This is a genomic window from Streptomyces odontomachi, from assembly GCF_024435355.1.
Taxonomy (GTDB): Bacteria; Actinomycetota; Actinomycetes; order Streptomycetales; family Streptomycetaceae; genus Streptomyces; species Streptomyces odontomachi.
In genome coordinates, this window is the sequence record NZ_JAMJWG010000002.1 from 14,857 (window position 1) to 38,438 (window position 23,582).

Genomic DNA, 23,582 nt, shown 5'->3' on the forward strand with positions numbered 1-23,582 from the left:
AAATCGCCAGCCCTTCCCGTAGCGCGCGCTCACTGTCGCGGCATGTCGCTCGAGAGTCGAGCCATCGTCCAGGCGGTCGGCAAGGAGGCGATCACGCGCTTCCTCGCCGAGGACGTCCCCCGGTTGTTCGTGCCGCGACGTCGACGTCGCGTTTCACGGCCTTCGCGCCGCCGCCGAGCGGGTGGTCGTGGAGGAGACCATGACGGCGACCGGAGCCACTGGTCCGTAGGCGACGACGCCCGCTGCCCCCTCCCCCGCACGGCCAGCCCCGGCCCTCGTTTCACGTGTGGGGTGAGAAGCTCGGCGGTAGGCTGACCCTCTCGGGGCTTTTCGGGAGGTACCGCCATGCCCCGACCCATCTGGTCCGGTTCGATCAGCTTCGGCCTGGTCACGATCCCCATTCGGGTGACGGCGGCTGCCGAGGACCACTCGATCTCCTTCCACCGGATCCACCTCGCCGACGGCGGCCGCGTCCGCAACCGCAAGGTGTGCGAGCTGGAGGACCGAGAGGTACCCGCGGACGAGATCGGGAAGGGCTACGAGATCACGCGTGGCACCGTCGTCCCCATCAGCGACGACGAGCTGGACAACCTGCCCCTGCCCACGGCCAAGGCGATCGAGATCGTCGCCTTCCTGCCCGCCGAACGCATCGACCCGATCCGCATCGCCGACGGCTACTACCTGGAGGCCGCCAACTCCGCGGCGAACAAGCCCTACGTGCTGCTGCGGCGGGCGCTGGAGCGTTCCAGCAAGGTGGCCATCGCCAAGTACGCCTGGCACAACCGCGAACGCCTGGGCATGCTCCGCGTCATCGGCAAGGCCATCGCCCTGCACGCCCTGAAGTGGGACGACGAAGTACGCGACCCCGCCAGCCTCGCTCCCCCGCCCGTCGACCTCAGCGACGAGGAGATCGAGGCCGCGATCCAGCTGATGGAGAGCATGGACCGGGACGACGTCAGTGACTACACCGACGAGTACACCGAAGCCGTGGCCGCACTGATCGAGGCCAAGCGCGAAGGTGTCGAGCCGCCCCATCCCGCACGCGAGGAACAACCGGCACAGGTCGTCGACCTCATGGACGCCCTGCGCAACTCGGTCGAGAAGGCCCGCACCTCCCGCGGCGAAGACGCCACCGTCCACAAGATGCCCGAACGGCAGAAGAAGACGGCGGCCAAGAGGACCACGAAGAAGGCAGCGCAGAAGACGACGAAGAAAACGGCGAAGAAAACGGCGAAGAAGGCCAGCGGCCGCCAGTCACGCCGTTCCGCCTAGGCGGAGGGAACCGGCGCCGCGGCCGGGAGGTGGACGGTCATCATCAGACGGCTGGTTCCGGTGCCCGAGCCGCGGCGGGTGTCGGCGGTGTCGACGGCGGGCGTGTCGGCGGGTTCGTCCGACGACAGGCCGCGCAGGTGCGTGCGACCCTGACGTCCGTCGGGTCGTCGTGCTGCGAAAGTCGGGAAGTGGTACCGCATGTTCATCCGGCCCTGGGACGCCTCCCTGGACCAAGCCGAATGGCAGGCCTGGATCACCGACGGCCACGACCAGTTCACCTGCCGTGCCCAGATCGTCGACGACCCCGAGGCCAAGGCCGACCTGCCGCGCCGCCAGATGGCGCACTTCCGGCCCGACGGCGACCACGCCCCCATCGACCCCGACCAGCCGCCCTACGGACGGATGCTCCCCGGCATCCGCGGTCCGAAGCTGGATGTGATCGACGTACGGGCCGAGTTCAAGTACGACGACCACAAGCCTGTCGAGCACCGCACCGCCGTCGCCTCCCGTCTCACCCGGCGCGGCCAGGGCCCGGACGTGCCCGCCGCACGCCAGCAGTTGCGCCGCCTGGACCGCCTCGGCACCTGGAAGCCCTGACGAGGCTGCGGATCCTCGCCGGTAGCCATACGGCGTCTCGCTTGGGAAGGGTCCCGAAAGAGCGGCCTACGCTCACCCCCTGCCCGGCTCACCGGGGCGGCGTGGCTCCCGAACCTTCCGCGCCGCGCCCCTGGGCGGTCCCCGACCCCAGCGCCGCCTCCAGCGCGTCGAACGCCGCGCACGCCCGTGCCCGGTGCTCGTCCGCCAGCGCTGCTGCCTTCTCCCCCGCCAGCAGGCGGCGAGCGGTGGTGACGTAGACCGAGCGGTAGGCGGCGACGGTCAGGGCCGCCGCGAAGTCCGGGTCGGTGAATCCGGGGGCGGTCTCGGCGAAGGTCCGGGCCAGGGCCTCCTCCAACTCCTCGACTCCCTCGCGGGCCCGGGCGCGCAGGCCGGGCGAAGCGATGACGATCCGCCAGAAGGCGGGGAAGTCGTCGTCCACCGCGGACAGCGGGTGGTGCTGGTCGAGCAGCTCGAGCACCAGGCGGCGCAGGGCGCCCAGCGGGGACTCGTCCGGTCCGCGTCGCCGAACGGCTTCGGTGAACAGGTCGATCGCCTGGGGGATGCGGTCGATGAAGAGGTCCTCCTTGCGCGGGAAGTAGTTGAAGACCGTCATGGCGGAGACCTCGGCAGCTCGGGCCACCTCCGCCACGGTCACCTCGTCGAAGCCACGCGCAACGAACAGCCTCGTCGCCACGTCCGAGATCCGCTGCCGCGTCGCCTGCTTCTTGCGCTCCCGCAGGGATCGTTCCGCAGCCCGGTCCTGGGCTTCCCGGTCCTTCGTCATGGCGGAGACTCTAGCCAAAGAATTTGAGTCGACATAATTTTTTAGTGGCTATAGTTTGTTGCCATGGAGCACATGACGCACTACGACGTGGTGGTGGCCGGGGCCGGACCCGTCGGCCTGATGCTCGGCTGCGAACTGCGACTCGGCGGGGTGGCCCGCGTGCTGGTCGTCGAGCGCCTGGCCGAGGTGGACGAGACGATCAAGGCCGGGGCCATCAACACGCCCACCGCCACCGCCCTCGACCGGCGGGGCCTGCTGCCCGACCTGGCCGAGGTGCAGCGACAGGCGATGGATCACTTCCGGGAGTTCCGGCGGGTGAGCGGCGGGGACGGAGACGGCGTGCCCCCGAAGTTCGCCGGGCACTTCGCCGGCATCATGCTGACGGCAGGCTTCCTGGACGCGGCGGACCCGGCCTTCTCCGACGCCGGCCCGGCCGGTGACGTGGGCCTGGTGCCACAGGCCGCGCTGGAGCGGATCCTCGCCGACCGTGCCCGAGAGCTCGGCGTCGAGTTGCGTCGACGGGTCGAGCTGACCGGCCTCGAGCAGGACGACGACGGGGTCAGCGTGACCCTGGCCCCCACCGACGGTTCCGCGCCCGAGTCGCTCCGCGCGGGGTGGCTGGTCGGCTGCGACGGAGGCCGCAGCAGCGTGCGCAAGCTCGCCGGATTCGACTTCCCGGGAACGCCACCGGAGATCACCGGCTACCAGGCGATCGCCAGCCTGGTCGGCGCCGAGGGGCTCGGCACCGGCTGGACCGCAACGGACACCGGCGTGTACGCCCACGGTCCGATGCCCGGCCGCGTGCTCAGCGTCGAGTTCGACGGGCCCCCCGCCGACCGCACCACGCCGGTCACCGTCGAGGAACTCCAGGCCAGCCTGCGTCGGGTGACCGGCGTGGCCGTCACCGTGACCGAGACGCGCTCGGTGACGCGCTTCACCGACAACTGCCGTCAGGTCACGGACTACCGCTCCGGCCGGGTCCTGCTCGCGGGGGACGCGGCGCACGTGCACTCGCCGTTCGGCGGACAGGGCCTGAACCTCGGCATCGGAGACGCGATGAACCTGGGCTGGAAGCTCGCCGCCGTCGTGCGCGGCCAGGCCCCCGACGGCCTCCTCGACACGTACACCGGCGAACGGCATCCCATCGGCGCGTGGGTGCTCGACTGGACGCGCGCCCAGATCGCCCTCATGCGTCCGGAGTCGCACGCCCGGGCGCTCCGCGCGGTGGTCACCGACCTGACCCGGACCGTCGACGGCACCACGTACCTGGTCAAGAAGATCTCGGGCGTCTGGCAACGCTACGACCTGCCCGGCAGCCACCCGCTGGTCGGCCGCAGCGCACCCGACCTGCAACTCGCCGACGGCACCCGCCTCGCCGACCGTCTGCACGGGGGCCGCGCCCTGCTGCTCGACCTGACCGACGACGCTGGGCTGCGGGCCCGGGCCGGGGCGTACGGCGACCGGGTGGACGTCCTGACCACGACCTGCCCGGACCGTCCGGAGCTGTCCGCTCTGCTGGTACGTCCGGACGGGTTCACGGCCTGGGCCGCCGACCAGCCGCAGCCAGGCGTTCCCCAGAAGCAGGAGGACACGTTGGAGGACGCGCTGGAACGCTGGTTCGGAACGCCGAGTGGCCTCGGCGACATCGCGGCGGGAGGAGCACGGCGGCCCGCTCCTCAGCTGTCGTAGTCGACGGTCAGCGTGTCGGAGACGGGGTAGGTCTGGCAGGTCAGTACGTAACCTGCGGTCACTTCGGCGGGTTCCAGCGCGAAGTTGCGGCGCATGTCCGCCTCGCCCTCGGTGACGCGGGCGCGGCAGGTGCCGCACACGCCGCCCTTGCACGCGAACGGCAGGTCCGGGCGGATCCGCGCCGCGGAGTCGAGGATGGTGGCCTCGCGGGAGAGCGCGGAGGTGGTGGAGCGGCCGTCCAGGACGACGGTGACCTCGCTGGCCGGCCCGTCGGCGCGGGGCTCCTCGTGGCGGACGGGTGCGACGGGCTCGTCTCCGGCGAAGAAGAGTTCCCGGTGGATCCGGTCCTCGGGCACCCCCAGGGCGGCGAGGACCTGCTGGGCGTCGACGACCATGCCGTGCGGACCGCACAGCCACCAGTGGTCGGCCTCGGAGACGTCGACCAGGCCGTCGATGAGCGCGGCCAGCCGGTCGGCGTCCAGCCGGCCGGTGAGCAGCTCGGCCTCGCGCGGTTCACGGGACAGCACGTGGGCGAGCTGGAACCGGGCGGGGTAGAGGTCCTTCAGGTCGGCGAGCTCGTCCGCGAACATCACCGAGCCGGTACGGCGGTTGCCGTAGAAGAGGGTGACCTGCGAGGCGTCGTCGGCGGCGAGGACCGACTCGGCGATGGAGAGCATGGGGGTGATGCCCGAGCCGGCCGCGATGAGCACATGGTGCCCGGGGGTGGTCAGATCGGGGGTGAAGGCGCCTACCGGGCCCATCACCTCGACGGTGTCGCCCGGCGCAATCTCGTTCACCAGCCAGGAGGAGAACAGGCCGCCCGGCACCACGCGTACACCGATGCGTGGCCGCGCGCCCGCCGGGGAGCAGATCGAGTACGAGCGCCGCTCGTCCCGGCCGTCGACCTCGCGCCGCAGCGTGAGCGACTGGCCGGGTGCGAAGGCGAACTCGGGTGCCAGCTCGTCGGGGATGTCGAAGCTCACCGCGACCGCGTCCTCGCACAGCCGCTGCACTGCCGCCACCTTCACGCTGTGGAAGGCCGGGCGGCGGCGCGCCGGCCGCACCGGGGTGGGTGCCGCGGCCTCGGGCGCCATCAGGTCCTCCATCAGATCTCCTTCACGTACTCGAACGGTTCGCGGCAGGCGCGGCAACGCCAGAGTGCCTTGCAGGAGGTCGCGCCGAAGCGGGAGGTCTCCTCCGTGTCCGCGGCCCCGCAGCGCGGGCAGGGCACCGCCCGGCGAGGTGCCGACAGGACCAGCGGCACGGGCCCCGGCGTCCGGCGCGGGGCCGGTCCGGGCGGGGCGATGCCGTGCTCGGCGAGCTTGCGGCGGCCCTCAGGGGTGATCCAGTCGGTGGTCCACGGCGGGTCCAGGACCGTGCGCACGTCCACCCGCTCGTAGCCGGCGTCCTTCAACCGGGCCGCCACGCCGGCGCGCATCTCGGACATGGCGGGGCAGCCGGAGTAGGTGGGTGTGAGGTCGGCGACGACCGTGCCCTCGGGGCTCACCCGCACGTCACGCAGCACGCCGAGGTCGGCGAGGGTGAGCATGGGCAGTTCGGGGTCGGGCACCTGTTCGGCGATGCGCCGGGCGCGGTGGGCGTCGGTGCGGGCGGTCACCATGTCGCGTCCGGGTGGGCTCGGGCCACGCCCTGGAGTTCCGCCAGCAGCGGGGCGAGGTGCTCGGTGTGGTCGCCCTCCCGTCCGGAGCCGGCCGGCGGCGGGCCTTCCTCCGGCAGGGGCAGCCCCGCCGCCTCGGTGACCTGCCGCAGTACCGCGAGGACCTCGGTGCGCGCGTCGTGGGCGTTGCACAACTCGCCGAGGTGGGCGGCCACCCGGTCGAGGCCGGTACGCATCCTGCGGTGCGACTCCGCGGTGCCGTCGCCGAGGCGGACGACCCACTCGGCCGCGTACTGCCGGTGGTAGGTCAGTTCCTTCCCGCCCTTGGCGGCGATGGCGGCGAGCACCGGGTCGGCGGAGGCGGCGAGCTGTTCGAAGTGCGCGAGACGCCAGGTGGCGAAGACCAGCAGCCGGGCCATGGAGAACGCGAAGTCCCCGTTGGGGAGTTCGACCAGGCGCACGTTGCGGAAGTCGTCCGGGTCGCGGAAGTAGGCGTAGGCGTCCTCGCCGCGCGCGGTGCCGTCGATCTGGCCGCAGCGGGCGTAGAGGAGACGGGCCTGGCCGAGGAGGTCGAGCCCGATGTTGGCGAGGGCGACCTCCTCTTCCAGCTCCGGGGCGCGCGTGGTCCACTCGGCCAGTCGCTGGGCCGCGACGAGGGCGTCGTCGGCCAGTGCCAGGCACAGCTCGGTCAGCCCGCCCCGGTCCACGCCGTCCGGCACCGCGGTGCTCACGCCGTGCAGGGGGTCCTCGAAGCCGGTGCCGTACGCCCACCGGGTGTCGTCCTCGTGCCCCTCGGCGAGGGTCATGTAGACGTGGTCGTCGCTCATGCCCTGCTCCTAGATGTGGGGGACGTCGCCGGGGATGTCGTAGAAGGTGGGGTGCCGGTAGACCTTGTCGGCGCTGGGAGCGAAGAAGGGGTCCTTCTCGTCGCGGGTGGAGGCGGCGATGTGCTCGGAGCGCACCACCCAGATGCTCACGCCTTCGTTGCGCCGGGTGTACAGGTCACGTGCGTGGGTGAGCGCCATGGCGTCGTCGGCGGCGTGCAGGGAGCCGACGTGGACGTGGTTGAGTCCGCGCTTTCCGCGCACGAAGACCTCGTACAGCGGCCAGCCGGCCTTCTTCGCCTGGTTCTCGCTCATGCCGCTGCTCCGTTCTGCGCCCTGGCGGCCTGCTTGGCGGCGTGTGCGACGGCCGCCTCGCGCACCCAGGCGCCCTCCTCGTGCGCGGCCCGGCGCCGCGCCACCCGTTCGGTGTTGCACGGCCCTTCGCCGCTGATCACTCGCTTGAGTTCGGCCCAGTCGGGGGTGCCGAAGTCGTACCGCCCGCGCTCCTCGTCGTAGCGCAACTCGGGGTCGGGCAGGGTGACGCCGAGCTTCTCGGCCTGCGGCACGGTCATGTCGACGAACCGTTGGCGCAGCTCGTCGTTGCTGTGCCGCTTGATCTTCCAGGCCATGGACTGCGCCGAGTTGGGCGAGTCCGAGTCGGGCGGGCCGAACATCATCAGCGACGGCCACCACCAGCGGTTCACCGCGTCCTGGACCATCGCACGCTGGGCGTCGGTGCCGCGCATCATCGTCATCAGCAGCTCGTATCCCTGCCGCTGGTGGAAGGACTCCTCCTTGCAGATGCGGACCATGGCGCGCGCGTAGGGCCCGTAGGAGCTGCGGCACAGCGGCACCTGGTTGCAGATGGCGGCGCCGTCCACGAACCAGCCGATGACGCCGACGTCGGCGAAGGTCGGGGTCGGGTAGTTGAAGATCGAGGAGTACTTCTGGCGGCCTTCGATGAGCCGTTCGGTGAGGTCGGCGCGGTCGGCGCCCAGCGTCTCGGCAGCCGAGTACAGGTAGAGGCCGTGGCCGGCCTCGTCCTGGACCTTGGCGAACAGGATCGCCTTGCGGCGCAGCGACGGCGCGCGGGTGATCCACTCGCCCTCCGGCTGCATGCCGATGATCTCGGAGTGCGCGTGCTGGGCGACCTGCCGGATCAGCGTCTTGCGGTAGCCGTCCGGCATCCAGTCACGGGGCTCGATGCGCTGGTCGCGCGCGATCGTGTCATCGAAGTGCTCATGGAGCGCTGGCGGCGTGGTCTGCGTCGACGCAGACCCGGCCTGGCGTGCCGTCATCCCTACCACCTATCCCAACCGACCGTTCGTTCGGCTCATGATATGACGAGGTTCCATGATTTCGGAAGTGCAATCCTCGGTTCTGCCCGGCCGGGGTGCCGCGGTCGTGGTCACGGCCATCGGTAGAACCCCCGCCCCGTCTTGCGTCCCAGTTCCCCGCGGGCGACCTTCTCGCGCAGCAGCCGCGGCGGGGCGAACCGCTCGCCGAGCGCGGCGTGCAGGTGTTCGGCGATGGCCAGGCGCACGTCCAGGCCCACCAGGTCGGTCAGCCGAAGGGGGCCCATGGGGTGCTTGTAGCCGAGGCGCATGGCGTCGTCGATGGCCTCGGGTGCGGCCACGCCCTCCTCGACCATGCGGATGGCCTCAAGGCCCAGGGCGAGGCCGAGCCGGCTGCTGGCGAAGCCGGGCGAGTCCTTGACGACGACGTCCTTCTTGCCGAGGCAGTGGGTCCACGCCAGTGCTGACCGCACCGTGGCGGGGTCCGTGTCGGGCGCGACCACGATCTCGACCAGCTCCGAGGCGGGCACCGGATTGAAGAAGTGCATACCGAGGAAGCGGCCGGGCCGGCTGAGGCCGGCGGCCAGTTCCGTGACGGAGAGCGAGCTGGTGTTGCTGGCCAGCACGGCCGTCTCGTGCACCGCGGCCTCGGCGGCGGCGAGGACCCGGGCCTTGAGCGCGGGATCCTCCGGGACGGCCTCCACCACCAGGTCGGTTTCGGCGGGCAGGGCGTCCGGCGACGCAACGGTGTGCACCCGGGCGAGGATCCGGTCGGCGGGCTCGGTCAACCGGTCGCGTTCGGCGGCTCTCTTCAGTCCCTTCGCCACCCGGTCGAGTGCGGCGGCGGCTGCCGCGGCGGCGTTCTCGACCACGGTGACGGCCGAACCGGCGGTCGCGTAGGACTGGGCGATACCGGCGCCCATCCGACCGCCGCCGATCACGGCGACGACTGCGGGTGCGGTGCTCATGCGCGGCTCCTCTTCGCCAGGTAGCGGGTCATCAGGTAGCGGGTCATACGGTCCTTCTTGTCCGCGCCGCCGCCGAGCGCCCAGCCGTCCACGGCGGCGACGGTCGGCATCGGCAGTCGCCGCACGCGTTCGAACAGGCGACTGTTGATGCCTTGGAGTGCGTCGTCCCGGCCGCGCTCCAGCGGTTCCGCGATGTCCCCGCGCACACCCGGCCGTGGCCGGTGAGCAGCAGCAGCCGGGGCGCTCGTTCCAGCGGGGCGCAGGTCTCGTGCAGTTCGGCGATCATGCGGCCGCTGATGGCGTTGCGGGCTTCCGGGCGGTGCAGTGTGACGATCGGCACCGAGGATCACCTCGTCCACGGCGTCGGCCGGGATGCCGGAGCGGCGCACGGCCTCGCCGACGACGAGGGCCGCGAGGTCGTCGGGGCGTACGGAGGCCAGGGCGCCCGCGTAGCGGCCCTGCGGGGTGCGGGCTCCGTCGATCAGGTAGACGTCGTCGGGCATCAGGCGGACTCCTCGCGGGTGGCGGCGACCGGGCGGCGGGACTGGAGTACGGCGAAGCGGCCGGTGACGAAGGCGGCGTCGGACAGCGTCGCGCTGGCGGCGGGGTTGGCCGCGCTGCCGTGGAAGTCGCTGAAGGCGGCGGACTGGTTGACGAAGATCTGGCCGGTGAAGTTCTCCGACAGGTGCACGCCGGCGTCCAGGGCCGCCTCTTCGGCTGCGGCCAGCACCGCTTCGTCGGTGGAGTGGACGGCGGCGGTCAGGGCACCGTGCGCCCGCACGGTCTCCCGCAGCAGCTCCAGGCTGTGCCGGGTGGAGTCGGTGCCGATCACGAAGGAGACCGGTCCGAACCACTCCCGGGTGAAGACGTCGTGATCGGTCTCGGCCTCCAGCCGTGCCACCAGCGGCGTGCGTACCTCCGCGTCGGGGTACTCCGGGTGCTCCACGGGGGCCGATGCGCGTACCGTCCGCCCGACCTCCGCGGCCTGCTTCACGCGGTCGCGCACGCCGTCGTTGACGATCGCGCCCAGCGTGCCGGCGGCACGGGCGGGGTCGGAGTGCAGCCGGTCCAGGGCTGCGGCCAGGTCGGCGGCGAAGTCGTCGGCCGTGCGGGGGCCCTGGTCGGTGGTGATGCCCTCGCGCGGGATCAGCAGGTTCTGCGGGGTGGTGCACATCTGCCCGCTGTACAGCGACAGCGAGAACGCGAGGTTGCCGAGCAGACCGCGGTAGTCGTCGGTCGAGTCCAGGACGACCGTGTTAAGGCCGGCCTTCTCCGTGTACACGGCGGCCTGGCGGGCATGGGTCTCCAGCCAGTCGCCGAACTCGGTGGAACCGGTGAAGTCGACGATCCGTACGTCCGGGTGCACGGCCAGCTCGGCGGCGGCACGACCGCCTGGGGCTTCGGCCACCAGGAGAACCAGGTCGGGGTCGAACCCGGCTTCGCTCAGCACGTCGCGGGCGATGCGGACGGTGATCGCGAGCGGCAGCACGGCTCCCGGGTGCGGCTTGACCAGGACCGGGTTTCCGGTGACGAGCGAGGCGAAGAGGCCCGGGTAGCCGTTCCAGGTCGGGAAGGTGTTGCAGGCGACGAGCAGCGAGACGCCCCGTCCGACGGCGTGGAACTTCTTGTCCAGCTCGAGGGCACCGCCCTTGCGCTGCGGCTTGCTCCAGCGGGCGGCGGCCGGGTGCTTCTTCTGCTCCGCCCACGCGTAGGCGACGGCTTCCAGGCCACGGTCCTGCGCGTGCGGGCCGCCTGCCTGGAAGGCCATGACGAACGCCTGGCCGGTGGTGTGCTGCACCGCGTGCGCCATCTCGAAGCTCGCCGCGTTGAGCCGGGCGAGGATCTCCGCCGCGACGCCGGCCCGGGTGTCCGGGCCGGCCGTGCGCCAGGCAACCGTCGCATCCTTCGCCGCGGCCACGGCCGCCCGCGGTGACAGGCGGGGATAGCTGATGCCGAGCGGAAAGCCGTAGGGCGAGTGCTCCTCGGGCGCCACCCGCCCCTCGTCCGGGTGCCCGAGCAGGTCGAAGGGCTGTCCGAGCTGGGCCCGGAAGCCTGCCTCACCCCGCTTCGCGGCGTCCTCGCCGTACACCGTCCTGCTGGGCGACTCGGGGTAACGCGTCCAGTGCTCCCGCGACCCGGTCGCGCTCACCGCCCGTTCCAGCAGTGCACGGTGGCGGGCGAAGAAGTCGGACCCCGCAGGGGCTGCGTGCGGCATGTGACTCACCTCTTGACAGGCAGTGGCGTGGCTTGATTACTTGACCGTGGCGCACACTAACCGAATGTTCGGTCGGTAGACAAGGTGGTGTAAAGCATGACGGAAGCCGCGCAGACCGTGCCGACGCCCGTGGCACGGATGTTCGCCGCGGACAAGGCATCGCGCTCTCTCGGCATCGAGCTCTTGGAGCAGGGCGACGGGACCGCCACACTGCGTATGACCGTGACGGGGTCCATGGTCAACGGGCACGGGACCGCCCACGGCGGATACCTGTTCCTGTTCGCCGACACCGCCTTCGCCTGCGCCTGCAACAGCCACGGCCCCGTCACCGTCGCCTCCGGTGCCGACATCACCTTCGTCGCCCCGGCGTACGAGGGTGACGTCCTGACGGCCACCGCCCGAGAGCTCACCCGCTTCGGTCGCAGCGGCATCTACGACGTGAGCGTGACCCGCGGGGACGCGGTGATCGCGGAGTTCCGCGGCCGCAGCCGCAGCATCCGGCACACGCAACCCGAGGAGCAGCCGCAATGACCAGCGACCCGACGACACCGGCGGACGCCCCGGCACGCCGCGGTGCGCCTCTCCCTGCGGACCTGCTGGACGACGCCGAGCGGCTGCCGCAGCAGGACGTCAGAGACCTCCAGCTGAAGCGCCTCCAGCAGACGCTGCACCACGCCTACGACAACGTCGAGCTGTACCGCAGGAAGTTCGACCAGGCCAGTGTGACGCCCGACGACTGCCGGACGCTTCAGGACCTGGCACGGTTCCCGTTCACCACCAAGGCGGACCTGCGCGAGACGTACCCCTTCGGGATGTTCGCCGTGCCCATGTCCGACGTACGGCGCATCCACGCCTCCAGCGGCACGACCGGACGCCCGACGGTGGTCGGCTACACGGAGCAGGACCTGTCCACCTGGGCGGACCTCATCGCCCGCTCCATCCGGGCCGCCGGCGGGCGTCCGGGGCACAAGGTGCACGTCAGCTACGGGTACGGCCTGTTCACCGGCGGCCTCGGCGCGCACTACGGCGCCGAACGGGCGGGCTGCACGGTGATCCCGGCCTCCGGCGGCATGACCGCACGCCAGGTGCAGATCATCCAGGACTTCGAGCCGGACATCATCATGGTCACCCCCTCGTACCTGCTGACCCTGCTCGACGAGTTCGAGCGACAGGGCGTCGACCCGCGCTCGACCTCCCTGAAGGTGGGCATCTTCGGCGCCGAGCCGTGGACCGAGGAGATGCGCCGCGAGATCGAGGAGCGCATGGACATCCATGCCGTCGACATATACGGGCTGTCCGAGGTGATGGGTCCCGGCGTGGCCCAGGAGTGCGTGGAGACCAAGGACGGCCTGCACGTGTGGGAGGACCACTTCCTTCCCGAGGTCGTCGACCCGATCACCGACGACGTCCTCGCCGACGGCGAGAGCGGTGAACTCGTCTTCACCTCGCTCACCAAGGAGGCGCTGCCGGTCATCCGCTACCGCACTCGCGACCTGACCCGGCTGCTGCCCGGAACGGCCCGGCCCGGGTTCCGCCGCATCGAGAAGATCACCGGCCGCTGCGACGACATGATCATCCTGCGTGGGGTGAACGTGTTTCCGACCCAGATCGAAGAGGTCGTGCTGCGTACGGCCGGCGTCGCTCCGCACTTTCAGATCCAGCTCAGCACGCGCGGCAGGATGGACCACATGACCGTCCGTGTCGAGGCGCGGTCCGACGCGGGCCCCGAGCAGCGTGACGCGGCCGCCCGCGCCATCGCCCAGGGCGTCAAGGACGGCGTCGGCGTGAGCGTGGAGGTGGTGATCGTGGAGCCGGAAACCCTGGAGCGCTCCGTCGGCAAGATCCGCAGGGTCAAGGATCAGCGCGGAGCATGATCCGGCTGCCAGCCGGGAGGGTGCGCGCCTTGCCGGTGGCCGTAGGCCGCGAAGGTTCCGCCCGGGGGGGCGCACACCGGGTCCGACCGGGGACGTGCACCGGGGGCGTGCACCGGCAGGGCGCCGCAGGCGCCTTGAAGGGGCGCGGGGCTGTGACATATGCGGCTCCGCCGCGTGGGCGCGACCGACCAGCCATGACGAGACCGTCAGGTCGTCACCGTTCCAAAAGGGCTGTGGGGCCGTTTCTGTCGGGCCGTTTCTGTCGGGCCGGGACCACCGGCAGGTGGCCGGCTGAGCGCGCCCACGCGGCCCAGCCGCATATCGGCACGGCCCCCGCACCCCTCATCGGTGGCCGTAGGCCACGTCGTGGGCGCCATGGCCGGGCGCCGGCCCCGGTGGCACGCGGCACGCGGCACGCGGCACGCGGCGACCGTGGCCCGCCGGGAGGCCCTCCCGCAGCCCCTCCCGGAGACCGGCGCAGGTCTTCGGCGCCCCAGGTGAGCCTGTGCCGTCTCGGCGGTAACCGCCGGGCTCGGCGTACGGGTTATCCCCCAGGAAGATCCACCGGCCTGCCGGATGGGCCCGTCGTGCCGGACGCGACATCCTGCTGGACGAGCAGGACGCGCAGGCGCCTGCGCCACCACGTACGGATTCCGGGGGATCATCCATGCCTACTCGACGCACCGCACTCCGATCGGGCCTGACCGGCGCCGCGGTCACCGCGCTGGCCGCCGTACCGCTCGCGGCCCTGACCGCGCGCCCGGCCTCGGCCACGAGCGGAATCGGCCCGGCCGGCGGAGCCGGTCACGCCGAGGCCGGGCGAGGCTCAGCGCACCGCGGCGGCGACCGGCTGCGGCTGACGCTGCCCGCGCCCACCGGCCCGTATGCCGTCGGCACCCGCGCGGTGCGGCTGGTCGACCACGCGCGGCCGGATCCCTGGGGCGCTTCGGCGCGTCCGTACCGCGAGCTGATGATCAGCGTCCGGTACCCCGCGGGTCACGTCGAGGGGCACCCGCTCGCCCCGCAGCTGCTGCCGGGCGAGGCCGACGAGTTCGCCGCGCTGGACTACCTTCCCGGCATTCCGGCCGACCGGATCGACTGGGCTGCGACCCGGACCCACGCGCACCAGGACGCTCCGCCGGCCCGGACCGTCGGCGGGTCTCCCGTCGTCCTGTACTCACCGGGTGCCGGCGACCCCCGTTCGTTCGGCACCACCCTCTGCGACGACCTCGCCTCGCGCGGCTACACCGTGGTGAGCATCGACCACACCTACGACGCGTACGCGGTGCAGTTCCCCGGCGAGCGGGTGGAGAAGACGGTGCTGCCGGCGGAGATGGCGAAGGCGGGATCGGATCCGGACCGGATGGTAGCGCTGTTGGAGAAGGTACTGGCGGTGCGGGTGGCCGACACCCGCTTCGTACTGGACGCGCTCCCGGCGGCGTTGCCCCGAGCGGTGCGGGCCGCCGTGCGCCCGGGCCGCGTCGGCATGTTCGGCCAGTCGGCCGGGGGTTTCGCCGCACTCCAGACGATGCACGACGACAGGCGGATCACGGCGGGCGCCAACCTGGACGGCGTCCTCGCCTACGTCCAGGAGGACTCCGACCCCGGCCACCTCTCGTCCGTCGCCGCCGACGGGCTCGACCGCCCCTTCCTGCTGGTCGGCAAGGACGGTGACGACCTCGGCACGGAACCGGCGTGGGCGGCCCTGTGGCGGCACAGCACCGGCTGGCGCCGGGGCCTGACGCTCCGCGGCGCGGCCCACGCCTCGTACACCGACCTCGAGTCCCTCGTCCCGCAGATCGTCGCGCGGCTCGGCCTGCCCGCCGCGGTCCTGGAGGACAACGTCGGCACGCTCTCCCCCGGCCGTGCCATCACCGCCGGGCGCTCCTACCTCGCCGCCTTCTTCGACCGCTGGTTGCGTGACGGGGACGACGACGGCCTGCTGGACGGCCCGTCCCGCCGCTTCCCGGAGGCCCGGTTCTTCGATGCCCCGCCCCGATGACGGGGGCCCGCGGTGCCGCACGTCCGATCCGGCCACTCCGAACACGTACGCTCCGAACATGTTCGTCCCTAGAATCGCGGCATGCCCACTCCCCAGAGCCGCCGCGAGCGGCCCGCCAAACCCGCCCTCACCCGGGCCGGCATCGTCGACACCGCCGTCTTGCTGATGGAGCAGGAGGGTCTCCAGCGCGTCACCATGCGTCGCCTCGCCCAGGCCCTGGACACCGGCCCTGCGTCCCTGTACGTGTACGTCGCCAACACGGCCGAACTGCACGCCGCGATCCTGGACCGGCTGCTGGGCAGGGTCGACATGGGCGTCGCAGCCCCGGGGGCCCACTGGCGCGCGCGGCTGGACGCCGTGCTCGCCGGCTACGAAGAGGTCCTGTTCGCCCACCCGGCGCTCGCCCAGTCCGCGCTGACCGCCCGCCCCGCGGGTGACAACTACCTCACCCTGCTCGAGACGCTGCTCGCCCTGCTCGCCGAAGGGGGCGTGCCCGAGCTCCAGGCCGCCTGGGGCGTCGACATCCTGCTGCAAACCGCGACCGCCTCCGCCGCCGAGCACTCCGCGCGTCGCGAGGACTCCCGCGCCGAGCAGGACTGGATCCGGCTACGCCAGGCCCTCGCCGGCGCCTCGCCCGACGTGCACCCGCACGTGCGCGCCCAGGCCGCCAACCTCGTCTCCGGCACCCCGGCCGAGCGTCGCCGCTGGAGTGTCGACGCCCTCCTCAACGGCATCCTCGTCACCCGCCCGGAGACCGAGTGAGCAGAGTGCTGCGAACTTGTTCGTAACGAACATGTTCGTTAGGGTGGCAGGATGACCACTGCACACCATCCCCTTGCCATCGTCGGAGGCGGTCTGGGCGGGCTGACCCTGGCGCGCGTCCTGCACGTCAACGGCATCGACGCGCCGGTGTTCGACCTCGACACCGCCGCGACCGACCGTGCCCAGGGCGGCATGCTCGACATCCACGACGACACCGGCCAGCAGGCGCTGCGCCTCGCACGCCTGCACGAGCAGTTCCTCGCCAGGGTCCATCCCGGCGGGCAGGCCCTGCGCGTGCTGGACAAGCACGCCACGGTGGTCCATGAGGAGGCCGACGAGCCGCACGGCGCCCGGCCCGAGATCGACCGGGGCGATCTGCGCGGTCTCCTGCTCGACTCCCTCCCCGAAGGCACCGTGCGCTGGGGCGCGAAGGCCACCGGCGCCCGCGCGCTCGGCGAGGGCCGGCACGAGGTCACCCTCGCCGACGGCAGCGCCTTCACCACCGATCTGCTGGTCGGCGCCGACGGGGCCTGGTCCAGGATCAGGCCGCTGCTCACCGACGCACGCCCCGCCTACAGCGGGATCTCCTTCGTCGAACTCGACCTCGAGGACGCCGACGCACGCCATCCCGAGGCAGCCGCCCTCATCGGTGGCGGCATGTTCTTCGCGCTCGGCGACGACAAAGCCCTCCTCGCCCACCGCGAGACCGACGGCAGCCTCCATCTGTATGTCGCACTGCGCGCCGAGGAGAAGTGGCTGGAGACCATCGACTTCGGCGACACCACGGCCGCCCGGCTGGCCGTGCTGGAGCACTTCGCGGACTGGGACGGCGCCCTGCGGCGCCTGATCGCCGACGCCGACGGTGCGCTGACCCCGCGCTGGATCCATGCCCTGCCCGCCGGACTGCGCTGGCAGAGCCGGCCCGGCGTCACGCTCCTGGGTGACGCGGCGCATCTGATGTCCCCCTTCGCCGGGGAGGGCGCCAACCTCGCCCTGTTCGACGGCGCCGAGCTCGCCCGCCAGCTGCTCGCCCACCCTGGCGACACCTCCGCGGGTGTCCACGCCTACGAGGAGGAGATGTTCGCCCGCGCCACCGAGATGGCCGGCGAGTCGGCCGAGTCCCTCGACGTGATCTTCCATCCGCAGGCCCCTGCGCCGCTGGTCGACATGTTCCGCGGCCTGGACGGCCGCGAACGCTGATCGCCGCCACGCAGGGGGCCCGTCGCAGCATGCCGGGAGATCGCCCGGCTCCCCCACCCCGCCGGCAGTGCACCCACGAGGGGGTCACGCGCCTGCCGACAGGGAGGCGGGCCTGCGCAGCAGCCACTGCCCGAACGTCCGACGCGGGGGCCGTATCACCACGCGTCCGTGGGCCTTCTGGCCGACCAGTTCCACTCGCAACGTGACCGGCGCATCAGGACTCGCCGGGGTCCGGCGGTACTTCACGCTGCTGTGGACGAGTTGGAGGCCGTCCGTGTCGACCACGACGCCCGGCCTCGTGACCAGCGTCAGCGTCTTGCCCGTCATCCCCACGTCGATCCGCACGGTGTCGTGCGTGATCACTGCGCCAGTGAAGTCCAACGTCACGTCGCAGTAGGTCACCGCGAGTTCCAGCCTCCGCGGTACCACCCAGCGCCCCACACGCTCGACCGCGCCGCTGTGGATCCGTTCGATCCGTACCACGTCCTTGACCTCGGCGGCCTCTGCTCCCGTCGCGCCGCCGGTGCCCGACGCGGGCGGCAGGTCGGCGGTGAGCACGGCCAGTTCGCCCAGGGTCCGCGCCGACAGGGCGGCTTCCAGGCGCTCGTCCAGCTCGTCCGCGGTCAGCAGGCCGTCTCCCGCCGCGACCCGCAGCACATCCACCACCCGGTCCCGGTCCGCATGGGAGGCCCGCAGCTCAGGCGACGGGCCGGGGGCTGGACGCTTCCCGGTGGGCGAAATCTCTCCCGACATGCTTCCGTCCTGGTCCTGTCGAACGTCTTCGCGCGACGCGGGCAGCGACGCGCGAGGAAAAGACTAACGCTATATCGCGACATGGAGCCCGGCACCGGGCTCATCGGAGGAGAGGCGGGGGCGGTCACGTGCCCGGGTCACTCGCCGCCGGGGGCGACGGGATGGTCGAGGCGGGAGAGCCACGTGGTGAGCAGCGTTTCGAGTGACGCGGCCTCGGTGGACGTCAGCAGATCCAGGAGGCGGCGTTCGTTGCGCATGTGGTCGGTGAAGGCACGGTCGATCAGTTCGCGTCCGGGGCCGGTGAGGGCGACGATCCGGCCGCGCTGGTCGCCTCCGGAACGGCGCCGGGTGACGAGTCCGGCCCGCTCCAGGCGGTCGATTCTCTTCGTCATCGCGCCGGTGGTGACCATGGTGTGCGCGGCGAGCTCGCCGGGTGCGCGTTCGTAGGGCTCACCAGCCCGGCGCAGTGCGCACAGGACGTCGAACTCGCCCTCGCCGAGGCCGTGTCGACCGTAGACGAGGCAGAGTTCCTCGGTGAGCCGATCGGCCAGGCGGTGCAGCCGGCCGATCACTCCTTGCGGGGTGACGTCGACGTCGGGGCGCTCGCGGCGCCACTCGGCCTGGATGCGCGCCACACGGTCCAGGGGTTCGTTGTGCTCCATGCATACCAATATAGCTTCCCAGGAAGTTATATTGGCTTCCATGGAAGCCAATATGCGCTGGATGGTACTGACCGCGGTCGCGCCAGTGGCCTGGGGAACGAACTACTTCGTCACACACGAGTTCCTGCCGGCCGACCGCCCGCTCTACGGAGCCGCCCTGCGGGCACTGCCCGCCGGTCTCGTCCTGCTCGTCGTGCGCAGGCAGCGGCCGCGCGGCGCGTGGTGGTGGCGGTCCGCGGTGCTCGGGCTGCTCAACATGAGCGTGTTCTTCGTCCTCGTCTACGCCGCCTCCCAACTGCTTCCGACAAGCGTCGCCTCGACCGTCATGGCGGTGTCCCCGCTGACGATGCTGCTCATCGCCTGGCCCCTGGTGTCCGAGCGACCCCGACCCGCCCACCTGGCCGGCGCCGTGATCGGACTCGGCGGGGTCTGCCTGATGCTGCTCACCGGGGTGGCCGGGGTGAGCGTGCCGGGAGTCCTCGCCTCGGCCGCCGCCATGCTGGTGTCGTCCTTCGGATACATCCTGGCCAAACGGTGGAGCACCGGTGTCGACGTGCTCGCCTCGACCGCGTGGCAGCTCACCGCCGGAGGTCTGGTCCTGCTCCCGGTCGCCGCAGCCGTGGAGGGCCCTCCGCCCGAGCTGTCCACACCGACGCTCCTCGCGTTCGGCTACGCCGCCCTGATCGCCACCGCGCTGGCCTTCGTCGCCTGGTTCACCGGGCTACGGCACCTGCCGGCAGGGACCGTCGGACTGATCGGACTGCTCAACCCCGTCACCGGCGTGCTGCTCGGCATCGTGCTCGCCGGGGAGGTGGTGACCGTTCAGCAACTGTGCGGCCTGGCCCTGGTCATAGCCGGAGTCGTGCTGGGCCGGCCCAAGCACGCGAGGCGACGCGGCGGCAGCCGGGCATCTTCCCGTCCGGTCTCCGACGAGCGTCCGGCACGCGCGTCCTGTCCTCAGGAGCGGTGATCGGCTCACGGACCGGTCGGCCACCAAGCCCCGGCCATCGGTCCGCCCTGGGCGAGCGGAGGCGGGAGATCGGGACTGGTCAGTCGGCATGCCGTGGTCCATGCTGGCCCTGCCCGGCCCACCCTTTCGCAGGAGTCCCTTCATGCCCAAGCCCCGCTTCGCTGTCCTCGGCGCCGGCAGCATCGGCTGCCACCTTGGTGGCCATCTCGTCGCCGCCGGGCATGACGTGGCCTTCATCGGCCGGTCCGGCGCCATGGACGTACTGCGCGAACGGGGGCTCACGCTCAGCACCTCCGTCCGGCCACCCGTCCACCTCACGCCGGACCGGCTGACGCTGGCCACCGAGCCCGAAGCCGCGGCCGGCGCCGACTACGTGCTGGTCACCGTGAAGACCGCCGGCACCGAGGCGGCAGCGAAGGACCTCGCCGCGCATCTGGCCCCCGGCGCCGTCGTGGTGAGCTTCCAGAACGGGCTGCACAACCCCGCCACCCTGCGCGCCGTTCTCCCCCGCCACACCGTGCTGGCCGGGATGGTGCCGTACAACGTGGTGCAGTCCGAGCCGGGCACCGTGCACCAGGGCATGCCGGGCAGGCTCATGACCGAGCCCGACGACACGCTCTTCGCCGCACTCCGTGCGGGCGGCCTGGCCGTCGAGGCCCGCGCCGACATGTCCGAAGTGCAGCACGGCAAGCTGCTGATGAACCTCAACAACGCGATCAACGCGCTCTCCGGGCTGCCGCTCCGCGACCAGCTGGGCCAACGCGCCTACCGCCGCTGCCTCGCCCTGTGCCAGCGCGAGGCCCTCGCCGCCTACCGCACGGCCGGGATCACCCCCGCACGCCTCGGCCCTACGGCTCCTGGCGTCACCCCGTATGTGCTGGGACTGCCCGACGCCCTCTTCCGCCGGGTGGCGGCGGCGTCCCTGCGGATCGACGCCCACGCGCGCTCCTCGATGTGGGAGGACGTGCAGCGTGGCCGGCCCACGGAGGTCGATTCCCTACAGGGCGAGATAGTCGCGCTCGCCACCGCCCACGGCCGAAGCGCCCCCGCAAATGCGCGTCTTGCCGCCCTGGTCCACCAGGCCGAGTCCACGCCGCGCACGTGGACGGGACCGGAGCTGTACGCCGAGCTGCGCGCGGCGCGCTGAACCGGACCGCACCAGCGGGCGGCGGACATCGCCGAACCGGAGCAGGAGCCGAACCGGAGCAGGGACCGAACCGGAGCAGGAGCTGAAAACGAACAGGAGCCGAAGCAGAGCAGGAGTCGAACCCGGAGCAGGAAGCGGGCGAGAGGGACAGCGGCAGGCCGCACGCCGGCTGCCCACGGGCCGGGGATCCAGGGCCGCCCGACCCCTCTCACCCCTTGGGGGCCAACCCTCATGCGAGCAGCGCGTGGCGCCACGTTCCCCGACGCCGCCCGGGTGAGCATGTGCGGGCCCAGCCGTCTTCCCGCACCGAGGCGATGCGATGCCCGAGCCCGCCCACCATGTCCACCCCCAGAGCGCCGCAACACGATGGATCATGCGTCACCAGCCGCGGGAACACTCGCTGTTCAGCAGCATCTACGGACTGGTGCTGGCCAGCGCCCTGGCGGCGGCTCTGGACGAGACGGGCGAGAAGGCCAACCCCGGACCGGACACACTGTGGGTCCTGCTCACTGCGCTGGCATCGGCCGCCGCCCACGGGTACGCGCACCTCATCGCCCAGCGTGCCTCCGCCGACACGGTGGCCACCGCGAGCAGACTGCGTCTGGTGCTTGCCGAGTGGCCGCTGGTCGCCGCCGTGCTGCCCACGGTGGGGATGCTGCTGCCCGCGGTCGCCGGGTGGTGGGCGGAGGCCGCGGCGGTGAACGCGGCCCTGCTGTTCAACACCGTTGCCCTGTTCGGCTGGGGCGTCTGGGCCGCCCGCACCGCGCGGCGCGGATGGCTGTCGTCGTGCTGTGCAGGGGGCCTGGACATGTTGATCGGACTGGCGATCATCGTCGCGAACGCCCTGATCAAGTAGCCGAGCCGGGGAGGTGCGGGGTCGGGACGGGCCGGCTCGGGCGGCAAGGCCGGCGCCGACTGTCTACAGTCCTGCCGTGAGAGATCTTCACCTCCTGCCCAAGGCGCACCTGCACACGCATCTGGAAAGCACCGTCCGTAGCGCGACGATCCGCGAACTGGGAGGCCGGCCGCCCGTCCAGGACCGGCCGTTCGGCAGTTTCCGGGAGTTCGCCGACCAGCGGGCTCAGGTACGCGCGCTGCTTCGCGACCGCCGGCACTTCAGGCGTATCGCCGAGGAGTTCTGCCAGGACGAGGCGGCGCAGGGCGTCCGCTACGCCGAGGTCACCTTCACCGCCGCCGCGCACGGCGAGCGCCTCGGTGATCCGGAGATGCCTCTGGAAGCGGTGGCGGAGGGGCTGGCGCTGGGCGCGCACCGGTACGGCATCCACACGCGGGTGATTCTGGACCACTCGCGCCGCCGCCCCGTCGAACGGCTGTGGCGCAGCCTCGAGCTGGCCACCAGGCACCCGCAGGTGGTCGCCATCGGTCTGGCGGGGGACGAGTCCTACCCGGCGGCGCCGTTCGCCGAGGTGCTCGATGCCGCCCGCGAAGCGGGACTGCACCTGGTGCATCACGCCGGGGAGACGGCCGGCCCGGCCAGCGTCTGGGAGGCTTTGACGGTGGGGCGTGCGGAGCGTATCGGCCATGGCATCCGGGTGCTGGAGGATCCGGAACTGGTCACCGAGTTGCGCAGGCGTCGCGTTCCCCTGGAGGTCTGCCCCTCCTCCAACGTCCTGCTCGGGCTGGTGGCATCACTGGCAGAGCACCCGCTGCCCCGCCTGCTCGCGGCCGGTCTGACGGTCACGGTGAACACGGACGGGGAGACGTCGTTGACGGCGGAGTACCAGCGTGCCCGGGAGATCTTCGGATACGGCGACACGGACCTGGCGAACCTGGCCCGCACCTCGGTCGAGAGCAGCTTCGCCCCCGCCGCGCTGAAAGCTCGGATCAGCGCCGAGATCGATCGATGGCTGATCAGCTGAGCCGTCGACATGGCTGTGCGACCGAGTCACCGAGCGACCGAGCCACCGAGCTGCGGTCGCCGGCACGCCTGTGCTGCTCGCGGAAGTCGACCCCGGCCGTGCAGCGCTAATCCGCGGGAGTGTCGCGCAGCCAGGCCAGGACCTGCTGGGCATGCACGTTGGGAGGGAAGATCGGGTAGAAGACGTGCTCGATCACTGCCTCGCGGACGACGAGGGTCAATCGTTTGAACAACGTCAGCCCGTCGACGTCGAACGTGGGGAGGCCGAGGGCCGCGGCCAGGCTCAGCTGAGGGTCGGAGAGCATCGCGAACGGCAGGCCAAGCCGCTCGACGACCTCGCTCTGATAGGGAGTGTCCTGGCTGGAGAGGCCGAAGACCCCTTGCGCACCCGCGGCCAGGAGCTCTTGGTGGTGGTCGCGGAAGTCGCACGCTTCGGTGGTGCAGCCCCGTGCTCCGGGTATGGACTCCCAGCCGTCGGGCAGGTCGACGTCCGGGCGGCCCGTGAGCGGGTAGAGGTAGATGACCGTGCGGCCGGCGCCAAGGGCGTCGACGGCGACCGTCTCGCCTGTGGTGCTGCGTAGGTGGAGGTGGGGTGCCGCCAGACCGGGGAGGTGGTCGGCCCCGCCGTCGTCTTCGGGGACGGGCAGGTCCGCGGGCAGCTGGGACAGGTCGCTCATGGTGTGCCCTTCGTCGTCAGGAGATGGAATCCTGCTGCCGTTGCGATGAGCGGCCTGCCTCAGGTGCTGCATCAGCGTCGCTCGGCGGGCGGTGAGGGCTTCGATCCGTTCGGTCAACTCGCCGATCGCGTCGCGGTAGCCGGCCAGTGACGCCGGGCAGTCGTCGGCATGCTGATGTCCGGCCGCCAGGCACTCCAGGAACGGCCGCGTACGCTCGGCCGAGATGCCGAGGTTGCCGAGAGCCCGGATCTCGCGCACCAGGCGCACGTCGTCCTCGTCGTAGTCCCGGTAACCGTTGGCCAGGCGACGCGGTGTGACCAACCCCAGCGACTCGTAGTAGCGCACCGCCTTGATGGTCACGCCAGCGCACCTGGCCAGCTCGCCGATCCTCATC

The 23,582-nt window shown here is 71.8% G+C and carries 23 protein-coding genes and 2 pseudogenes; 12 read left to right on the forward strand and 13 right to left on the reverse strand.

Annotation, left to right across the window (positions count from 1 at the left end):
• The first annotated feature begins 345 nt into the window (after nucleotides 1–345).
• Both ku and NQO67_RS04645 read left to right on the forward strand, forming a co-directional pair.
• Nucleotides 346–1,272, forward strand: a complete 927-nt coding sequence (gene ku / locus NQO67_RS04640; RefSeq protein ID WP_255946829.1) for a non-homologous end joining protein Ku — start codon at nucleotides 346–348, stop codon at nucleotides 1,270–1,272.
• A gap of 198 nt (nucleotides 1,273–1,470) precedes the next feature.
• The gene (locus NQO67_RS04645; RefSeq protein WP_255946831.1) at nucleotides 1,471–1,869 is read left to right on the forward strand and encodes a hypothetical protein; all 399 of its coding nucleotides are present in this window, start codon (nucleotides 1,471–1,473) and stop codon (nucleotides 1,867–1,869) included.
• Between the two features lie 88 nt (nucleotides 1,870–1,957).
• On the opposite strand, the gene NQO67_RS04650 is transcribed toward NQO67_RS04645, so the two are convergent.
• On the reverse strand, nucleotides 1,958–2,653 hold the full coding sequence (locus NQO67_RS04650; RefSeq protein ID WP_255946834.1) for a TetR/AcrR family transcriptional regulator: 696 nt from the start codon (nucleotides 2,651–2,653) through the stop codon (nucleotides 1,958–1,960).
• A 72-nt stretch (nucleotides 2,654–2,725) separates the two neighbouring features.
• On the opposite strand from NQO67_RS04650, the gene NQO67_RS04655 reads away from it, so the two are divergent.
• Nucleotides 2,726–4,342: an FAD-dependent monooxygenase gene (locus tag NQO67_RS04655; RefSeq protein ID WP_255948396.1), complete on the forward strand. Its 1,617-nt coding sequence runs from the start codon at nucleotides 2,726–2,728 to the stop codon at nucleotides 4,340–4,342.
• Here NQO67_RS04655 and paaE read toward each other — a convergent pair.
• The 9 genes and pseudogenes from paaE to paaN form a co-directional block, all read right to left on the reverse strand.
• A complete protein-coding gene (gene paaE, locus NQO67_RS04660) occupies nucleotides 4,330–5,436 on the reverse strand; it encodes a 1,2-phenylacetyl-CoA epoxidase subunit PaaE (RefSeq protein WP_374118925.1) in 1,107 nt (368 codons plus the stop codon). The genes NQO67_RS04655 and paaE overlap by 13 nt on opposite strands.
• An 11-nt stretch (nucleotides 5,437–5,447) precedes the next feature.
• Nucleotides 5,448–5,963 carry a 1,2-phenylacetyl-CoA epoxidase subunit PaaD gene (gene paaD / locus NQO67_RS04665; protein ID WP_255946847.1) on the reverse strand — a complete coding sequence of 172 codons (516 nt, stop codon included), beginning with the start codon at nucleotides 5,961–5,963 and terminating at the stop codon, nucleotides 5,448–5,450.
• A complete protein-coding gene (gene paaC, locus NQO67_RS04670; protein ID WP_255946860.1) occupies nucleotides 5,957–6,787 on the reverse strand; it encodes a 1,2-phenylacetyl-CoA epoxidase subunit PaaC in 831 nt (276 codons plus the stop codon). The genes paaD and paaC overlap by 7 nt, the downstream gene beginning before the upstream one ends.
• A gap of 9 nt (nucleotides 6,788–6,796) precedes the next feature.
• Nucleotides 6,797–7,099 carry a 1,2-phenylacetyl-CoA epoxidase subunit PaaB gene (gene paaB, locus NQO67_RS04675; protein WP_255946870.1) on the reverse strand — a complete coding sequence of 101 codons (303 nt, stop codon included), beginning with the start codon at nucleotides 7,097–7,099 and terminating at the stop codon, nucleotides 6,797–6,799.
• Complete coding sequence (gene paaA, locus NQO67_RS04680) at nucleotides 7,096–8,082, reverse strand: 1,2-phenylacetyl-CoA epoxidase subunit PaaA (RefSeq protein ID WP_255946881.1); 987 nt, start codon at nucleotides 8,080–8,082, stop codon at nucleotides 7,096–7,098. Before paaA ends, paaB begins: the two co-directional genes overlap by 4 nt.
• Nucleotides 8,083–8,192: 110 nt before the next feature.
• The gene (locus NQO67_RS04685; RefSeq protein ID WP_255948398.1) at nucleotides 8,193–9,047 is read right to left on the reverse strand and encodes a 3-hydroxyacyl-CoA dehydrogenase family protein; all 855 of its coding nucleotides are present in this window, start codon (nucleotides 9,045–9,047) and stop codon (nucleotides 8,193–8,195) included.
• Nucleotides 9,048–9,106: 59 nt separating this feature from the next.
• Nucleotides 9,107–9,387, reverse strand: a pseudogene (locus NQO67_RS44770) (enoyl-CoA hydratase/isomerase family protein); the annotation flags it as partial.
• Nucleotides 9,379–9,550: pseudogene (locus NQO67_RS04695) on the reverse strand (thiolase family protein); the annotation flags it as partial. The pseudogenes NQO67_RS44770 and NQO67_RS04695, both read right to left, overlap by 9 nt.
• Nucleotides 9,550–11,262 carry a phenylacetic acid degradation protein PaaN gene (paaN, locus tag NQO67_RS04700; RefSeq protein ID WP_255946894.1) on the reverse strand — a complete coding sequence of 571 codons (1,713 nt, stop codon included), beginning with the start codon at nucleotides 11,260–11,262 and terminating at the stop codon, nucleotides 9,550–9,552. The gene paaN and the pseudogene NQO67_RS04695, both read right to left, overlap by 1 nt.
• A gap of 96 nt (nucleotides 11,263–11,358) precedes the next feature.
• Between paaN and paaI the strand changes: the two genes are divergently transcribed.
• The 5 genes from paaI (at nucleotide 11,359) to NQO67_RS04725 (ending at nucleotide 17,100) form a co-directional block, all read left to right on the forward strand.
• On the forward strand, nucleotides 11,359–11,793 hold the full coding sequence (paaI, locus tag NQO67_RS04705) for a hydroxyphenylacetyl-CoA thioesterase PaaI (protein WP_255946896.1): 435 nt from the start codon (nucleotides 11,359–11,361) through the stop codon (nucleotides 11,791–11,793).
• A complete protein-coding gene (gene paaK, locus NQO67_RS04710) occupies nucleotides 11,790–13,136 on the forward strand; it encodes a phenylacetate--CoA ligase PaaK (RefSeq protein ID WP_255946907.1) in 1,347 nt (448 codons plus the stop codon). Before paaI ends, paaK begins: the two co-directional genes overlap by 4 nt.
• Nucleotides 13,137–13,803: 667 nt before the next feature.
• Nucleotides 13,804–15,138 carry an alpha/beta hydrolase gene (locus NQO67_RS04715; protein WP_255946909.1) on the forward strand — a complete coding sequence of 445 codons (1,335 nt, stop codon included), beginning with the start codon at nucleotides 13,804–13,806 and terminating at the stop codon, nucleotides 15,136–15,138.
• A gap of 81 nt (nucleotides 15,139–15,219) precedes the next feature.
• Nucleotides 15,220–15,900 carry a TetR/AcrR family transcriptional regulator gene (locus NQO67_RS04720; protein ID WP_255946911.1) on the forward strand — a complete coding sequence of 227 codons (681 nt, stop codon included), beginning with the start codon at nucleotides 15,220–15,222 and terminating at the stop codon, nucleotides 15,898–15,900.
• Nucleotides 15,901–15,951: 51 nt separating this feature from the next.
• A complete protein-coding gene (locus NQO67_RS04725; protein ID WP_255946913.1) occupies nucleotides 15,952–17,100 on the forward strand; it encodes an FAD-dependent oxidoreductase in 1,149 nt (382 codons plus the stop codon).
• Between the two features lie 84 nt (nucleotides 17,101–17,184).
• On the opposite strand, the gene NQO67_RS04730 is transcribed toward NQO67_RS04725, so the two are convergent.
• Nucleotides 17,185–17,853 (reverse strand): DUF1707 SHOCT-like domain-containing protein, encoded by a 669-nt coding sequence (locus NQO67_RS04730; protein ID WP_255946915.1) that lies wholly within the window; start codon nucleotides 17,851–17,853, stop codon nucleotides 17,185–17,187.
• Nucleotides 17,854–17,990: 137 nt separating this feature from the next.
• Nucleotides 17,991–18,515 (reverse strand): MarR family winged helix-turn-helix transcriptional regulator, encoded by a 525-nt coding sequence (locus tag NQO67_RS04735; RefSeq protein WP_255946917.1) that lies wholly within the window; start codon nucleotides 18,513–18,515, stop codon nucleotides 17,991–17,993.
• 40 nt (nucleotides 18,516–18,555) lie between these two features.
• Here NQO67_RS04735 and NQO67_RS04740 point away from each other — a divergent pair, with 40 nt between their 5' ends.
• The 4 genes from NQO67_RS04740 (at nucleotide 18,556) to add (ending at nucleotide 22,512) form a co-directional block, all read left to right on the forward strand.
• Entirely contained in the window at nucleotides 18,556–19,485 is a 930-nt protein-coding gene (locus tag NQO67_RS04740) for a DMT family transporter (protein ID WP_374118899.1), read from the forward strand.
• A gap of 142 nt (nucleotides 19,486–19,627) precedes the next feature.
• Complete coding sequence (locus tag NQO67_RS04745; RefSeq protein WP_255946919.1) at nucleotides 19,628–20,632, forward strand: 2-dehydropantoate 2-reductase; 1,005 nt, start codon at nucleotides 19,628–19,630, stop codon at nucleotides 20,630–20,632.
• 319 nt (nucleotides 20,633–20,951) lie between these two features.
• Nucleotides 20,952–21,488 carry a hypothetical protein gene (locus NQO67_RS04750; RefSeq protein WP_255946921.1) on the forward strand — a complete coding sequence of 179 codons (537 nt, stop codon included), beginning with the start codon at nucleotides 20,952–20,954 and terminating at the stop codon, nucleotides 21,486–21,488.
• 76 nt (nucleotides 21,489–21,564) lie between these two features.
• Nucleotides 21,565–22,512 (forward strand): adenosine deaminase, encoded by a 948-nt coding sequence (add, locus tag NQO67_RS04755; protein ID WP_255946923.1) that lies wholly within the window; start codon nucleotides 21,565–21,567, stop codon nucleotides 22,510–22,512.
• Nucleotides 22,513–22,618: 106 nt separating this feature from the next.
• Here add and NQO67_RS04760 read toward each other — a convergent pair whose 3' ends face one another.
• The gene (locus NQO67_RS04760; RefSeq protein ID WP_255948402.1) at nucleotides 22,619–23,581 is read right to left on the reverse strand and encodes a MerR family transcriptional regulator; all 963 of its coding nucleotides are present in this window, start codon (nucleotides 23,579–23,581) and stop codon (nucleotides 22,619–22,621) included.
• Nucleotide 23,582 lies beyond the last annotated feature (1 nt).

Coding starts and splice junctions, on each gene's coding strand:
- ku (WP_255946829.1), top strand. CDS start 346: ATGCCCCGACCCATCTGGTCCGGTTCGATCAGCTTCGGCCTGGTCACG.
- NQO67_RS04655 (WP_255948396.1), top strand. CDS start 2,726: ATGACGCACTACGACGTGGTGGTGGCCGGGGCCGGACCCGTCGGCCTG.
- NQO67_RS04740 (WP_374118899.1), top strand. CDS start 18,556: ATGGAAGCCAATATGCGCTGGATGGTACTGACCGCGGTCGCGCCAGTG.
- paaN (WP_255946894.1), bottom strand. CDS start 11,262: ATGCCGCACGCAGCCCCTGCGGGGTCCGACTTCTTCGCCCGCCACCGT.
- NQO67_RS04735 (WP_255946917.1), bottom strand. CDS start 18,515: ATGGAGCACAACGAACCCCTGGACCGTGTGGCGCGCATCCAGGCCGAG.
- NQO67_RS04650 (WP_255946834.1), bottom strand. CDS start 2,653: ATGACGAAGGACCGGGAAGCCCAGGACCGGGCTGCGGAACGATCCCTG.
- NQO67_RS04720 (WP_255946911.1), top strand. CDS start 15,220: ATGCCCACTCCCCAGAGCCGCCGCGAGCGGCCCGCCAAACCCGCCCTC.
- paaK (WP_255946907.1), top strand. CDS start 11,790: ATGACCAGCGACCCGACGACACCGGCGGACGCCCCGGCACGCCGCGGT.
- NQO67_RS04725 (WP_255946913.1), top strand. CDS start 15,952: ATGACCACTGCACACCATCCCCTTGCCATCGTCGGAGGCGGTCTGGGC.
- NQO67_RS04730 (WP_255946915.1), bottom strand. CDS start 17,853: ATGTCGGGAGAGATTTCGCCCACCGGGAAGCGTCCAGCCCCCGGCCCG.
- NQO67_RS04685 (WP_255948398.1), bottom strand. CDS start 9,047: ATGAGCACCGCACCCGCAGTCGTCGCCGTGATCGGCGGCGGTCGGATG.
- paaD (WP_255946847.1), bottom strand. CDS start 5,963: ATGGTGACCGCCCGCACCGACGCCCACCGCGCCCGGCGCATCGCCGAA.
- paaA (WP_255946881.1), bottom strand. CDS start 8,082: ATGACGGCACGCCAGGCCGGGTCTGCGTCGACGCAGACCACGCCGCCA.
- NQO67_RS04760 (WP_255948402.1), bottom strand. CDS start 23,581: ATGAGGATCGGCGAGCTGGCCAGGTGCGCTGGCGTGACCATCAAGGCG.
- paaE (WP_374118925.1), bottom strand. CDS start 5,436: ATGGCGCCCGAGGCCGCGGCACCCACCCCGGTGCGGCCGGCGCGCCGC.
- paaC (WP_255946860.1), bottom strand. CDS start 6,787: ATGAGCGACGACCACGTCTACATGACCCTCGCCGAGGGGCACGAGGAC.
- NQO67_RS04750 (WP_255946921.1), top strand. CDS start 20,952: ATGCCCGAGCCCGCCCACCATGTCCACCCCCAGAGCGCCGCAACACGA.
- NQO67_RS04745 (WP_255946919.1), top strand. CDS start 19,628: ATGCCCAAGCCCCGCTTCGCTGTCCTCGGCGCCGGCAGCATCGGCTGC.
- NQO67_RS04645 (WP_255946831.1), top strand. CDS start 1,471: ATGTTCATCCGGCCCTGGGACGCCTCCCTGGACCAAGCCGAATGGCAG.
- paaI (WP_255946896.1), top strand. CDS start 11,359: ATGACGGAAGCCGCGCAGACCGTGCCGACGCCCGTGGCACGGATGTTC.
- paaB (WP_255946870.1), bottom strand. CDS start 7,099: ATGAGCGAGAACCAGGCGAAGAAGGCCGGCTGGCCGCTGTACGAGGTC.
- NQO67_RS04715 (WP_255946909.1), top strand. CDS start 13,804: ATGCCTACTCGACGCACCGCACTCCGATCGGGCCTGACCGGCGCCGCG.